The sequence below is a fragment of the Formosa sediminum genome, from assembly GCF_007197735.1.
Taxonomy (GTDB): Bacteria; Bacteroidota; Bacteroidia; order Flavobacteriales; family Flavobacteriaceae; genus Formosa; species Formosa sediminum.
Genome location: NZ_CP041637.1, coordinates 2,478,245 through 2,491,683, shown reverse-complemented (window position 1 = coordinate 2,491,683; position 13,439 = coordinate 2,478,245). Strand labels below are relative to the sequence as shown.

Here is a 13,439-nt window from a genome sequence, read left to right as displayed (position 1 = left end):
AATTTATTTTGCTTTCTTCTTGCGTTTATACAAGAATAAATTCCATTTTTCTTCAGCAACACCATGTTTATCCATTTCGGCTCTTGCCATTGTAAAAAATAAATCAGACAATCTGTTTACGTAACTCATAATGTAATCTTCCACACATTCTGGATCTTCTTGCATTAAAGTAACCAATTGCCTCTCCCCTCGCCTTGTTTGCGTTCTACACACATGGCAAAGTGCAGATATTTCGTTGCCACCTGGTAATAAAAAATAATCTGAAGGTGCACTTATATTCGCTTCCATATCATCCATCCAATGTTCACAAAACTCGGGACCATCTTCTGGTTTCGGATTCGGATTTTCTTTTTTAGAATCTGATGGTCTCGCTAAATGCGACATCATATTCATCATATCTTTTTGCACACGATGTAAATTAGATTGCCACTCATGGTCGTTTCCTAATTTAGCACGTAATAATCCTATAGTAGAATTTACCTCATCTAAAGTTCCTATACATTCAATTCTTGCAGAATTTTTAAATGTTCGTTTTCCTCCAAAAACTCCTGTTGTTCCTTTATCTCCTTTTCGTGTGTAAATTTTCATACCTTGCTCGTTATTTCGTTAATCAATTGTTGTAAACGTTCTGGTGTTCCAAAATAATGGTGCACATAAGACGCCATAACGTTCTGTTTCTTGTATATTTTTGTTGAAGTTTGCTCCTCTAAAGCATTTGTTACTATTGCATGTATTGCTGTTTCATTATCATATATTAAAGTTGAATAATGAAATTCATGTCCTTTAAAAATATGTTCATTTACTTTAGATGTTCGGTAACCTAAATGCAGTTTTTTATCGACTATTGAAGATTCAAAATCGAAATAATTTACCATTTTAAAAGCTTCATTATGTTCAGATATAATAGCTTTTCCTAAATACATCATTCCGCCACATTCTGCATATATTTGTCCGTTATTCAATCCAAAATCCTTAATACTTTTTAGCATAGTTGTATTGGTTGCTAATGCTTTTAAATATAATTCTGGATAACCGCCAGGGAAATAAATAAAATCGCAATCTGGAAGTACAACATCCTTTAACGGACTAAAAAATGTGACTTCGCCTAAGGCTTCCATTGCAGCTATATTCTGAGGATAGATAAAATTAAAAGCAGCGTCTTTAGCTACAGCAAATTTAATTTTCTTGTTTACTAATAATTTTTTATCTAAAATAATTTTCTTTTTCACTTCTTTAGAAGCTTCTAAAATAGCCTTCCAATCAATGGTTTTGTCTAATTCGGTAGCAACATCATCAATTAGCTTATCAAATTTTTTAATGTCTTGTATATTTAATCCTAAATGCCTTGACGGGATTTCAATATTCTTTAAATTAGATAAATATCCAAAACAAGGTACATTAATATCGTTGCAGGCTTCTTTTAGCATTGTAAAATGTTTTTTTGATCCTACACGATTAAATACAACGCCCATTATAGAAACTTCAGTATCAAAATTTACAAAACCTTGAATAAGTGGCGCTACAGAATAGGCAACAGCTTTAGCATCAATAACCATTAAAACGGGTGTTTTTAGTTTCTTAGCCATTTCGGCAGTGCTACCTTTATCTTTTTTAGCACCATCAAACAAGCCCATTACACCTTCTATACAATTAATATCTGCATTATTTCCATAGAAATTTAAAGATGCATTTATATCCTCTTCCGGCATCATAAATGCATCTAGATTTACACCAACCTTATTACAAGCTAATTCGTGAAATTTTGGATCGATATAATCGGGACCAACTTTAAACGGTTGTACAGCAACGTTCTTACGTTTAAATAAACGCAATAAACCTAAAGTAAGCGTTGTTTTTCCTGCGTTACTACTTGGTGCCGATATGATGAGTTGTTTTATCATCCTTTAGTATGTATTGGAATTCCTGAAACCATAAAATCTACTTTAGTGGCTTTTTTGGCAATATATTGATTCACTTTTCCTTGTAAATCGACAAATTTTCGTGTTGCTTTTTCCATGGGAATTACGCCTAAACCAATTTCATTAGTAATTGCAATTACAATATTATTTTTCTCGCATAATACATTCCACTCTTTAACAACAAAGTCGAAACTTAAATCTGGATCGTATTTAAAATAATCCATAACATTAGTTAACCAAAGGGTAATACAATCTATAAATAACACCTTGTTAACTGTAGTTGTTTGGCTTAGATGTAATGTTTCTTCAATAGTTGTCCAATTAGAAGTCCTTCTATTTTTATGAATTTCAATACGCTTACGAAACTCATCATCCCAACATTTAGATGTTGCCAAATACGTAGGTTTATCGTCTAAACTTAAAGCAATTTCTTCACCATATTCACTTTTACCAGAACGTTGTCCGCCTGTAATAATATGTATTATTTTATCGCTCATTTTTAGTGATTAAAAGTTCGTAATCTGCATTAATGCGTTTTGCCAAATTAGAAGCGATTCCGATTTTTAACATGCCTTTTTCTGCATCTATAATTTGTGTGTGTTGTATGCCTTTACAATAAGTTTGAAAAGCCAATACGGTATTTTCTAAATTACTATCTGCATTTAACTTGCCATCTGTAATAATATGTAGGTTATGACTAAAATCTACATCTGAAGAAAGTGCTTTTATATGCTTAAATCCTGCCGTTAAATTTGTTTTTCCTCCTGTTTTAAGTGTAGATAGCGCTATTTCAATATCATTTAAAATGGCTGTTCTGCGTAAAATATGTTGTGCTTCTCCGTCGAATAGCGAAACTATAGAAAACTGTGTATTTTGATTTTTAGATTGTGTTGCTATTTTTTCTACTGCACCTTTAGCATAAGCTATAATTTGATCTTTTAACATAGAACCACTCGAATCTATTAAAAAGATATGATGCTGTTTTAAAAGCGATTTTTTACGTTTGTTTTTGATCTCAAACTTGTCTGTAGCTAAATACTGACTAACTGTTTTTTTTGTATCTATTGAAATGGTATCGCCTTGACTATTATTAATGGTTTTCGTACTGTTTTCTAAAGTATTTGTAAGTGTGCTTTTTTGTTTTCTAAAATTGTTCTCTGGTCTTAGAATTCGACTATTTTCTTCTTTTGAAGCATTCCCGTCTGATGGAGATTCTTTTGGTTTCTCGTTTTCGTTTTGATTTGGGTTTTTCTGATTCGGACTTTGATTTAATCGTCTGTGATTTAACACAAAATCGGCAATTTTATCTACGGCTTCTTTAGTAACTTCTGATGCCTTTATATAAGATGCATAAGCTCTTGCCGTTTTTAATAATAAAACATCTGCACGTAAACCTTCTACTTGATTTTCAATAGCTAATGTACTACAATATTCAATTATTGAATCGTTTATAAGTACAGATTTTAAATGCTTTTTAGCAGTTACAATTTGTGTGGCTATACGTTGGTCTTCATTTTTATAATAAGCAACAAATTCATCTGGATTATCATCAAACTGAAAACGTTGTTTTATAATTTTTTGGCGAACTTTAGCATCTGTAGGAGTCGTAATATTTACACTTAAACCAAAACGATCTTGTAATTGAGGTCTTAAACTGCCTTCTTCAGGATTCATAGAACCTACCAAACAAAATCTACTTTTAAAGTAACGCGATACGCCTTCTCTTTCTAAATAATAGCAACCAGAAGCAGCTGCATCTAATAAAATATCGGTAAGGTAATCTTGTAATAAATTTACCTCATCTACGTATAAAACACCATTATGAGCTTGTGCCATCAAGCCTAAATTAATGATTTCCTTTTTTGCATTAATCAGTTCTTCTAAATCGATACTACCAATAAGTCTATCTTCAGAAACACCAATAGGCAAATTTACAAAAGGTAAATTTTCTTGATCGCTAATTAAATTGGTTAAAGATCTAATTAATGTTGTTTTTCCTGTGCCTTTATCACCTATAGCTAAAACACCACCTATAAGCGGGTCTACCAAGTTTAAAATAAGTGCTAACTTAAAATGATCTTGACCAACAATAGCCGAAAACGGAAAACTTATATATGTTTTATCTTGTTTCATATAGCATATATTCCATTATAAATCCAAACTATTCCTATTAGTATAGAAGCTACTCCTGCAATACCATTCATCCACTTAAAAATAGATAAATTGCGTTCTAAAAACCGACTCATTACATAAATTAAAACATAGCTATACACACCCATGGCTACAATAATACCTAAAGATTCTACCGCCAAAATAATAATAGCATCCTTTATTGTAGGACTACTTAATACCAAGGCAGATGTTAACGCGCCACCTGTACCTGCTAGACCATGTAACATACCAATCCAAAATGATTTATTCATTGGATTTATGGCAATTTCTTCCCCTTTAGTTCCGTGTAAATGTATAGGGTTTGATAATTCATGTTCATGTGCTTCAATTTTTTTATGCACTTTAACCATTTCGTTAATAGCGTGATTTCTTCTAATAGCTACAATACCTAACCAAATCATAATGGGGCCAACAGCCAATTCTGCATAAAAAGAAATATTATGAACCACCAAAGAAGCCATACTCTTAAAGAATAAAGCAACACCTCCAAAAAGCAATAGTGTAACCGAATGCCCTAAAGCCCATTGAGATGCTTTAAATACCGATTTAAAACTAATTTTCTTTTTATTTATAGCATTTTCTGTAGCTAAAACAGAAACTGCAGTAACATGGTCTGGCTCAAAAGAGTGTAAAATACCAGCCATTAAAGGTCTAATTAAAGAAGCTATCATTATTTTTTTATAAATTTAATACGTGTTCCATTTTTATGAATTAAGTAAATTTCTAAGTCTACTTGTTTAATTTTTGTTTGCGTGTGTTTATAACAGTGTGCTAATAACAATTGAAAGAAAGGGGAATTCTGTTTAAAGTCGAATAACTCAATTAACCGTCCAGCCATATTCAGGTCTTTAATTTTATTAACATCATTATAACCAACTTGTTGGGCTAAATTCACTACAAAATCTTTGTTCCAACTAGACACACAACTATGTGTATCTATAATTCCGCCAGCTAATTTTACAGCTTTTCCTAGCATAATACCAATACTCACTTTTTTAATAGGAGACCTGTTTATTTTATTCAATGTTTCTCCTATCCAATTTCCATAATGGATAAATCCATATTCTGGTAAATGAGTAAATTTGTCTCTTAAAAACTTTTCGCTTCTGGCTCCAGAATTAATTACCAATTCTGTAATTTTATTGGCAACGGCAACATCAATACCTTGCTCTATACTTGCAATGTATGATGATGATGAATATGGTTTTACAATACCACTTGTTCCTAAAATAGAAATACCGTTCATAATCCCAACGCGTTCGTTAAGAGTACGTTTGGCAATTTTTCTTCCGTTAGTAACATAAACTGTTACCGAAACGCCACATTCTAAATCGTAATCGTGTAATAATTTTTGAATGGCATTAGTTATCATTTTCCGTGGTACCGGATTAATAGCAGGCTCTCCAATAGCAAGCTCTAAACCTTTAAGGGTAACCGTGCCAACTCCTTCGCCAGCGATAAATTTTATGTCTTTTTCTTGTATTAATTCTAAAACACAACCTATTTCTGCGCCATTAGTAACATCGGGATCGTCTCCTGCATCTTTAATTACAGAGCAGTTTGATGTGCTTTCGGTAAAAACACATTGATGAATAGGAATTTCTACTATTTTATCTACAGGTAAATGAACTTTTACAGAAGTAATCTTTTTTTGATGAATAATAGCCATTAAACCAGATTTTGCCGCCGCAGTAGCACAAGTCCCTGTGGTAAATCCGTCTCTTAATGGTCCTTCAGGAACTTTTCTTAACCCCATAACGTTGATGTATTGGTTAAAGATTTTTGCAATTCTATTTCACTAAATACTGTTGTAAAGTATTCTGGTATCTTAGGTTGATCGATAATAATAATTTGTGTATTTGTCTTTAAAGCAGCTTCTATTTTTGTGCTTAAAAACCCACTATTTCCTGTTTCTTTAGTTAAAAGAACATCAATATTATTGGTTGTGATTAAGTCTATTTCTTTATCTAATTCTGCAGATGGTAAACCTAAAATTAATTGATTTTCAGGAAAGTTACTTGCATTAGCAATTGCAAAAGATTCTGGCCTGTTTAGTATTCTAAAATATGTTTTATTTTTTTGCCACCACGGCTCTAATCGTTTAATAGATTGCACACCCGTTAAAGCTAATAGTATTTTATTTTTTTGTAATAAATTTAAAGCTTCATCGTAATTATGTACATAAAATACTAACGGATGCTTTGTTTTTGAAAGTAATTTTCTTCCAAAATGAATTACAGAAATTTGCAAACGTTCTGCAACCTCTGCAATTGTATAATGTAATAATTCTGCAAACGGATGCGATGCATTTACAATGGTTTGTATATTGTTTTTAATTAAATACTGTTCTAATTGTGTTTCATTTAAAGCACCATACCGATAACTAGCATGCTTAGTTTCATTAAAAGCAATATTTGTTTTTGTAGAATACACGAAAGGCAAGCTCATACTTTCTAATAAAGCGGCTGTTTTTTTTCCTTCTGTTGTACCTCCAAAAACTAGTATCATTTTTCTTTTATAGTGTTTAATTATTATAATTTCTTTATTTGTACGTTTTATTCATTTTCGTTATACTAATTTATCATAACGTTTTAAAATCTAATGTGATTCTGAAACAGAACCTGAATGATGTTGATTATCTTATTAATTATTCTGTGACTACAAATTTTTTATTCGTTCTAAAAATATGTTTCCATTCTGGACTATATAATTGCGACCTGTTTTTACGAGCACCAATAGCATGTCCAACTATAATTAAAACCGTTCTTGTTTTTTTACTCTCTTTTACAATTTGTGCTAGATTTTGTAATTTACCTTTAAAAATCTCTTCATCCTTCCAAGATATTCTGTACATCACGGCAACAGGCGTATCGGCATCAAAATGTTCTAACAACTGCCCTTCTACTTTCTTCGCAATTCCTGCACTTAAAAAAATACACATGGTCGCATTGGTAGCAGCAAAAGCAGCAATACTTTCTTTTGGTGGCATTGGTGTTTTTCCTTCTCCTCTAGTTAATACAATAGATTGTACGACTTCTGGAATGGTAAATTCTGACCTTAACGATGCCGCTGCTGCGCTAAAAGATGAAATTCCTGGCACTATAAAATAATCCATTCCTAATTCATCAAAAATGGTCATTTGCTCTTGAATAGCTCCGTATAAAGACGGGTCTCCACATTGTAAACGCACAATAGCATTTCCTTTTTTATAGTGTTCTTGCATTACAGAAACTTGCTCTTCTAACGTCATCATCGCCGAGTTTCTAACAACAGCTCCTGGTTTACACCAATTGGTCATTTCTTCAGGAATTAAACTACCTGCATATAACACACAATCTGCTGCTTCTAAATAATGTTTTCCTTTTACAGTGATTAACTCCTCGTCTCCTGGTCCAGCTCCAATAATTGCAATGGCTGTTTTACGTTCTACATTTACATCTAAAGCAATAGAAAACGTAAATTTTTCACCGTTATCTAAATGAATCTTTTGTTTTTCAACCAGTACATGTTTATTTCCTGACAATAACATTGCTGTCGATTCTGAAACACCATAAACTCCAATTTTAGATTGTACCACTTCACTTGGGTTTGGTATTGTAACTGTATCTATCTCATCTGCTGTAAATGTGCTAAATGGAATCTCGTTTTTTGTACTAAAGTCTAGATATGCTTGTTGATTTGCTTTTATATCTATAGAACCAAAATCTTTAATCGCTGAAAAGCGAATATTTCTACTTTTTAATTCGGCTTTTAAAGTTTTCTCAAATAAAACAGAATCTAATTGTTTAGAACATCCTGATCCTACAGACAATACTTTGGGTATAAAATAAAGACTAGGAATACTAACATCGTAAACGTTATAACTTACTACAATGCATAACTCGAATTGAGAATAATCTATATCTGCTTCATTATAAAAAATAGTTACAAAATTGGGAGCCGTTTTTTCTAAATGTTGTGTGCCTTTATCTTTAATATCTAGCAATAACGCAGTAGGCTTATTGTTTACAAATAAAGCCATTATTTTATTCATGGATAACGACGTTTCTACTTGCCAATTAAACTGAGTTTCTAACGTATCTAAAGCCCAAATATTTTGAACATCGCTTGAGGTAGAAATAATAGGTTTTGCACCTAGAGCGGATGCTACTTTTATAGCAAAATCATTTGCACCTCCTTTATGACCGCTTAATACAGATTGTACATTTACACCTAAATCATCTACAGAGATTACAGCTGGATCTGTATTTTTATCTTGAATATATGGCGCAATTAAACGCACACAAATTCCTAAAGCCGTTACAAAACAAATACCGTCTAATTTCTCAAAATTAGCTTTTAGATACTCGGAAATAGAACTAATGGTAGATACGTTTTCATTGGTAGATGATAACGTAGTTAGAACTAACGATTTTGGAAATTCTTGCTGAATAACAAGGGCTTTTTCTAGACCTCTTTTAGTAACTGCTATAATGGCTATTTTCTTCATTTAATATTTTCTGCGGTGTGAATGCTAATTTTATTGTGATTGTTTAGCAGAATGGTATTCGTGCTAATCGTATAATTTAGATCTGTAAGTGTTTCTATAAATACAGAACTACTGGTTGTTCTTACAGCATTGGTTACAAAACGAACCAATGGATTTAATTGATAAACAGTTTGAATTAATTCTTTTAAGCGTCCGCCATGTCCTCCAATAAACACTACATCTGGTTTAGGAAAACTGTTTAAATTCAGGTTAAAAAAATCATCAATAATAATTTCAATACCAGGTGTACTAAAACGTTCTATATTTTGTTGAATAATGGTTGCGCATGCTGTTCGTTTTTCAAAAGCAACTATTTTTAAATGCGGAAACTGTTGTTTCGCTTCAATGGCTACAGAACCTGTACAAGAACCAATGTCCCAAAACACATTTTTATTTTGTAATGCTAAGGCGCTTATTGTGCTTAAACGGATAGGCATTTTGGTAATCATATTTGCTCTATTTTCTAACGAAACAAAAGTAGCATCGGGAATACCAAAAGGTTTGTTTTTAGGTGTTAGTTGTTTTAATAACACACAGTTTAATGCGTTATGTATTTTGGTTGTACAAGCCAATAAGTGTAGTTGTTCTATACATTCTGTATCGCTATCTAAGGCTTCACCAATAGTAATTGAATAATTATTGAAACCATATTGTAACATACGTTTCGCTATTGCTGCTGGTGTTTTTTTATTATCGGTTAACACACCAATCAATTCATTTCTATTGATTAATGCTTCATCTAAAGCCGACCAATCTCTACCGTGAATCGATACAGATTTTAAATTATTATAATTCGTTTGTGTTTTATGACATAGTAATTGTAAACTATTAAAATACGGCAAAGCTTTTAACTGTGCGTTAGGCAATAAACGTTGTAAAGTATTTCCAAAACCATAGAAAAAAGGATCGCCCGAAACAAACACTACAATAGAAACATCGATGGTTTTGTATTGCTGAATTAACGCATCCATCTTTCCTGAAATTTCAATCCACTTATGAATTTTAGGTAAATATGCTTTTACCAATTGATAATGGCGTTTTCCTCCAGAAAAAATAGTAGATTTTTGTATTAATTGTACCGCATCATTACTCCACTGGGGAGTAGTATGATTACTAATTCCTATTAAATAAAAATCGATATGTGTAGTCTTTTGCTTCACCTATTAATAGCTCTCTTTTATAACTATATCATTAATATTCTTACGCTTCTCCCATTGTAAACGTTCTAATTCTGGATTTTCGTAAAACTTATCTACGTGTCCTAAACACAAATAACCAATTAGTTTACGGTCTTTAGGAGCTTTTAAAATTGTTTTAATTTTATTCGGGTCTAAAATACTTACCCAACCAAGTCCGACACCTAAAGCGCGAGCCATTAACCACATGTTTTGAATGGCACAAACTACAGAATATACGCCAGCTTCCTTCATTGTGGTTTGCCCTAAAATAGGATGTTTACTTGGTTTATAAAAAACCGCTATATTTAAAGCAGACTCTATAATACCTTCTAATTTTAATTGAGTGTAAGCATCTGCTCTTTTCTCTTTAAAAAGTTGTTTTGCTTTTTCATTCTCTTCAAAAAAACTCTCTTTTATTTTATTTCTGATATCTAAATCTTTAATCACCACAAATTCCCAAGGTTGAGAAAAGCCTACAGAAGGTGCATTTACTCCAGCAAATAGAATTTTATCGATATCTTTTTGAGAAACAGGCGAATTTATAAACCGATTTCCTCTTACATCTCTGCGAGCAAGGATAATCTGTTCTAAAGTTTCTATATCTTCTGAAGTAAATTTCATTATTTTTAAGATTTAAAGTATGTTGAAGCCTCTGGTAAGGTAAAAGCAGCATTTACAATAGCAGCAGCAACATTACTACCTCCTCTATTTCCTTCTATAATTACCCAATCTGTATTTTTAATTTGCGATAACTGTTCTTTAGATTCTAATACATTTACAAACCCCACAGGTACGCCAACAATTCCAACAGGTTTAAACGAAGCGTTGTCTCTTAACTGTTCTACAATTTCAAATAAAGCCGTTGGTGCATTACCTACAACATATAACGCGTTTGGATACTTTTTAATCGCTTTTCTAATGCCTGCTTGGCTACGTGTTATATTTTCTAATCTCGCTAATTCTTGCGCATCTTCATCGTTTAATAAACAATGAACTTGGTTTCCGTATTCGGCAGTAAAAGCTTTTGTTATTCCTGCTTTTACCATAGTAACATCGGTAACAATTTCCCCTCCAGTTTTAAGATGAGTATGCCAGTTTTCAATCGCTTTTGGCGTTGCCGAATAATAATTAAAATCTTCTAAAATCCCTGTAGTATGAATCACTCTAGTCATTGCCCATTTATCGGGAATAGAAAACGGTAAATCTGTTATGTGCTCGGTAACAATTCTAAAACTTTCTTGCTGAATTTCTTTACCTGTATGTGGTTTTCTGTTAAGGTAACCTCGTGGTGTTATTAAATAATCTTTAAAACGATAGGTTTGCGAATTACCAATCATAACCAAACAAAACATATCTACATCTTCAGGATTAAATTCGCCTAAAGTGGTAATTTTAAGTTCTTCTTCTGGTCGTGTTACATGTCTTATAATCGCAACAGGTGTAGAAGGTGATCGTTCTGATAAAAATATTTTTTGCAACCGCCCTAATTGCCAATGTCTTTTTTGACTTTTCGGGTTGTATAAACTCGTTACAAAATCTCCCATTGCTGCCGCTTTAATGCGTTGCTCTATTTTTTTCCAAGGTGTCATTAAATCAGACAAAGAAATACAACAAAAATCGTGACCTAAAGGTGCGCCTAATTTACTTCCTGCAGCTAAAAAAGCAGAAACTCCTGGTAGCGTTTCTAATTCAATATCTGTATGGTTTTCTTTAGAAACTACTTCGTAAACAATAGCCGCCATGGCATAAATACTGGCATCTCCAGAACCTATAACCACAACATATTTATCTTCTTTAGCTTTTTTAATAGCTTTATGTGCTCTTGCTTCTTCTTTACCTAAAGGCATGGATATAAGTTCTGCATCTGCTTTAAAAAGTGATGCTCCAAATTGAAAATAATAGTCGTAACCAATAATTACATCTGCTTTTTGCAAAGCATGTTTAACTACAGGTAACATATAATTAATATCTCCAGGGCCTAAGCCTGCTACTGTTATTTTCATTGGTTAATTTTTTTAATAATGATAAGAGAAAAATAAGGCGTTTCTCTTTGGTTTGCTATGGCCCAACTGTTAGTGATAAATTGTTTATCTGTTCCTAAACGTTCGGCGTAAGTAATATTATGTTTTGTATTGTCTATCACTGAAGAAACAAGGTCTACAACCGATATAATTTTCATTAATACCACAGTATCAAAATTATTAATTGCTTCTTGTAGCTCTTCTTTTGTTTGTACACGAGGTATTACAACTATTTTTTCGTTTTGTAAGCACAATGGCATTTTACTTTCTGATGCTAAGTGTAAATACGAACTAATACCTGGAATTAAATCTATAGATAAGTTATGTAATTGTATTTTTTCTAGTAAATAAGAAAAAGAACTAAACGTACTAATATCACCTTCGCTAACAATGGCAATAGACAAACCGTTTGTGTAGTCTGTTAGTATTTTTTTAAAGGTCGTTTCGTAAAGGCGCTTGGCTTCAACCCGTTCTAAATCCATTTTTAAATAAAATCCTTCTAGTTTTTCTGGGTCTAAATTGTACTGATTTAAAATAGATAGTGAATAACTAGATTTTACACCATCTTTAAATAATGACCCTGGATAATATATTTTATCGGCGTTTTGTAATGTTTTTAAACCTTTTAGCGTTATTAAATCTGGATCTCCAGGCCCTAAGGAAACGCCGTAAATTTTTCCTGTCATCATATTCCTAAACCTTTTTTTATTTTAGTAAGCACACTGTTTTTTTGTCCTACTTTTTCATCTTCTTCAAACAAAACACCTTTTACAGATAAATGATGCCCTATTTGTTCTTTTCCTACTTCAGATTCTAATCCAACAATTTGCTTACGGTATTTACACATTTGGCAATTCATGTTTGCTGTTCCATTAATAGCTTCTTCTAAACGCTCATCAAAAGCTTTTAGAATTAACTCGTCACTACCAAAAGCCTGTGTATAGATATATTCTAGAGGTGAAGTTTCGCTAAAATCTGTTATTTGCTTATAAATTCGTTCTAAAAGAATTCCTGTAAAAAAGAAAAATGGAATGGCAATGGTACGTTTAAATTCCATTTTACTAATTAGTTCTAAACTCTTCGTTACATTAGGATAAGCGGTGCCACTATATGCAACGGTTGTAAAACCAAACCCCATACCTTCGCCTAACATACATGCTAATTTATGTACATCAGAATTTGCATCTGTATCTGTTGTTCCCCTTCCTACAACCATTAAGCATACATCTTTTCTGTCTATTGGTGTGTGTTTACTTTCTTCTTCTAAAATTCTTTTCTGTGCGAGTTCTAATAAAAAGGAATTTACACCTAGATGTTTTCCCATTTTTATGGTTAGATCTTTATAATAGCTCTGTATGGTATTCATTTCATACGGAATATCATTTTTTGCATGCGATCCAGCAAAAAGAATAATTGGTAAGGCATAAATTTCACGAATCCCTTTCTGGTACATACGTTCTATAGAAGCTTCATAAACGGGATGATTAAATTCTAAAAACCCATAATCTACTTCGTACTCTGTATAACGTGCTTGTAGCGCACTTACCAATTCTTTAAAAGCATTGGTTCCTGATTTTGTTCTACTACCATGTCCGCAAAGTAAAATTCCTTTTTTCATTAT

The 13,439-nt window shown here is 32.3% G+C and carries 13 protein-coding genes; all 13 read right to left on the bottom strand.

Going from position 1 to position 13,439, the window contains the following annotated elements:
* Positions 1-3: 3 nt before the first annotated feature.
* Positions 4-588 (bottom strand): cob(I)yrinic acid a,c-diamide adenosyltransferase, encoded by a 585-nt coding sequence (locus FNB79_RS10765; RefSeq protein WP_143381308.1) that lies wholly within the window; start codon positions 586-588, stop codon positions 4-6.
* Positions 585-1,901 (bottom strand): cobyrinate a,c-diamide synthase, encoded by a 1,317-nt coding sequence (locus FNB79_RS10760; RefSeq protein ID WP_143381307.1) that lies wholly within the window; start codon positions 1,899-1,901, stop codon positions 585-587. The genes FNB79_RS10765 and FNB79_RS10760 overlap by 4 nt, the downstream gene beginning before the upstream one ends.
* Positions 1,898-2,416, bottom strand: coding sequence for a bifunctional adenosylcobinamide kinase/adenosylcobinamide-phosphate guanylyltransferase (locus FNB79_RS10755; RefSeq protein ID WP_143381306.1), 519 nt, complete (start codon positions 2,414-2,416; stop codon positions 1,898-1,900). The genes FNB79_RS10760 and FNB79_RS10755 overlap by 4 nt, the downstream gene beginning before the upstream one ends.
* Positions 2,406-4,052: an AAA family ATPase gene (locus FNB79_RS10750; protein ID WP_143381305.1), complete on the bottom strand. Its 1,647-nt coding sequence runs from the start codon at positions 4,050-4,052 to the stop codon at positions 2,406-2,408. The genes FNB79_RS10755 and FNB79_RS10750 overlap by 11 nt, the downstream gene beginning before the upstream one ends.
* Positions 4,049-4,762 carry a hypothetical protein gene (locus FNB79_RS10745; RefSeq protein WP_143381304.1) on the bottom strand — a complete coding sequence of 238 codons (714 nt, stop codon included), beginning with the start codon at positions 4,760-4,762 and terminating at the stop codon, positions 4,049-4,051. The genes FNB79_RS10750 and FNB79_RS10745 overlap by 4 nt, the downstream gene beginning before the upstream one ends.
* Positions 4,762-5,847 (bottom strand): cobalt-precorrin-5B (C(1))-methyltransferase CbiD, encoded by a 1,086-nt coding sequence (gene cbiD, locus FNB79_RS10740; RefSeq protein WP_143381303.1) that lies wholly within the window; start codon positions 5,845-5,847, stop codon positions 4,762-4,764. Before cbiD ends, FNB79_RS10745 begins: the two co-directional genes overlap by 1 nt.
* Complete coding sequence (locus FNB79_RS10735) at positions 5,838-6,599, bottom strand: precorrin-6A/cobalt-precorrin-6A reductase (RefSeq protein WP_143381302.1); 762 nt, start codon at positions 6,597-6,599, stop codon at positions 5,838-5,840. Before FNB79_RS10735 ends, cbiD begins: the two co-directional genes overlap by 10 nt.
* A 139-nt stretch (positions 6,600-6,738) precedes the next feature.
* Positions 6,739-8,580 (bottom strand): precorrin-4 C(11)-methyltransferase, encoded by a 1,842-nt coding sequence (gene cobM / locus FNB79_RS10730; protein ID WP_143381301.1) that lies wholly within the window; start codon positions 8,578-8,580, stop codon positions 6,739-6,741.
* Complete coding sequence (gene cbiE, locus FNB79_RS10725; protein WP_143381300.1) at positions 8,577-9,779, bottom strand: precorrin-6y C5,15-methyltransferase (decarboxylating) subunit CbiE; 1,203 nt, start codon at positions 9,777-9,779, stop codon at positions 8,577-8,579. Before cbiE ends, cobM begins: the two co-directional genes overlap by 4 nt.
* Before the next feature lie 3 nt (positions 9,780-9,782).
* Entirely contained in the window at positions 9,783-10,418 is a 636-nt protein-coding gene (gene bluB, locus FNB79_RS10720; protein WP_143381299.1) for a 5,6-dimethylbenzimidazole synthase, read from the bottom strand.
* Between the two features lie 5 nt (positions 10,419-10,423).
* Positions 10,424-11,800 (bottom strand): precorrin-3B C(17)-methyltransferase, encoded by a 1,377-nt coding sequence (gene cobJ, locus FNB79_RS10715; RefSeq protein WP_143381298.1) that lies wholly within the window; start codon positions 11,798-11,800, stop codon positions 10,424-10,426.
* On the bottom strand, positions 11,797-12,507 hold the full coding sequence (cobI, locus tag FNB79_RS10710) for a precorrin-2 C(20)-methyltransferase (protein ID WP_143381297.1): 711 nt from the start codon (positions 12,505-12,507) through the stop codon (positions 11,797-11,799). The genes cobJ and cobI overlap by 4 nt, the downstream gene beginning before the upstream one ends.
* On the bottom strand, positions 12,504-13,436 hold the full coding sequence (locus FNB79_RS10705; RefSeq protein ID WP_143381296.1) for a sirohydrochlorin chelatase: 933 nt from the start codon (positions 13,434-13,436) through the stop codon (positions 12,504-12,506). The genes cobI and FNB79_RS10705 overlap by 4 nt, the downstream gene beginning before the upstream one ends.
* Between the last annotated feature and the right edge of the window lie 3 nt (positions 13,437-13,439).

Coding starts and splice junctions, on each gene's coding strand:
- FNB79_RS10765 (WP_143381308.1), bottom strand. CDS start 588: ATGAAAATTTACACACGAAAAGGAGATAAAGGAACAACAGGAGTTTTT.
- FNB79_RS10760 (WP_143381307.1), bottom strand. CDS start 1,901: ATGATAAAACAACTCATCATATCGGCACCAAGTAGTAACGCAGGAAAA.
- FNB79_RS10755 (WP_143381306.1), bottom strand. CDS start 2,416: ATGAGCGATAAAATAATACATATTATTACAGGCGGACAACGTTCTGGT.
- FNB79_RS10750 (WP_143381305.1), bottom strand. CDS start 4,052: ATGAAACAAGATAAAACATATATAAGTTTTCCGTTTTCGGCTATTGTT.
- FNB79_RS10745 (WP_143381304.1), bottom strand. CDS start 4,762: ATGATAGCTTCTTTAATTAGACCTTTAATGGCTGGTATTTTACACTCT.
- cbiD (WP_143381303.1), bottom strand. CDS start 5,847: ATGGGGTTAAGAAAAGTTCCTGAAGGACCATTAAGAGACGGATTTACC.
- FNB79_RS10735 (WP_143381302.1), bottom strand. CDS start 6,599: ATGATACTAGTTTTTGGAGGTACAACAGAAGGAAAAAAAACAGCCGCT.
- cobM (WP_143381301.1), bottom strand. CDS start 8,580: ATGAAGAAAATAGCCATTATAGCAGTTACTAAAAGAGGTCTAGAAAAA.
- bluB (WP_143381299.1), bottom strand. CDS start 10,418: ATGAAATTTACTTCAGAAGATATAGAAACTTTAGAACAGATTATCCTT.
- cobJ (WP_143381298.1), bottom strand. CDS start 11,800: ATGAAAATAACAGTAGCAGGCTTAGGCCCTGGAGATATTAATTATATG.
- cobI (WP_143381297.1), bottom strand. CDS start 12,507: ATGATGACAGGAAAAATTTACGGCGTTTCCTTAGGGCCTGGAGATCCA.
- FNB79_RS10705 (WP_143381296.1), bottom strand. CDS start 13,436: ATGAAAAAAGGAATTTTACTTTGCGGACATGGTAGTAGAACAAAATCA.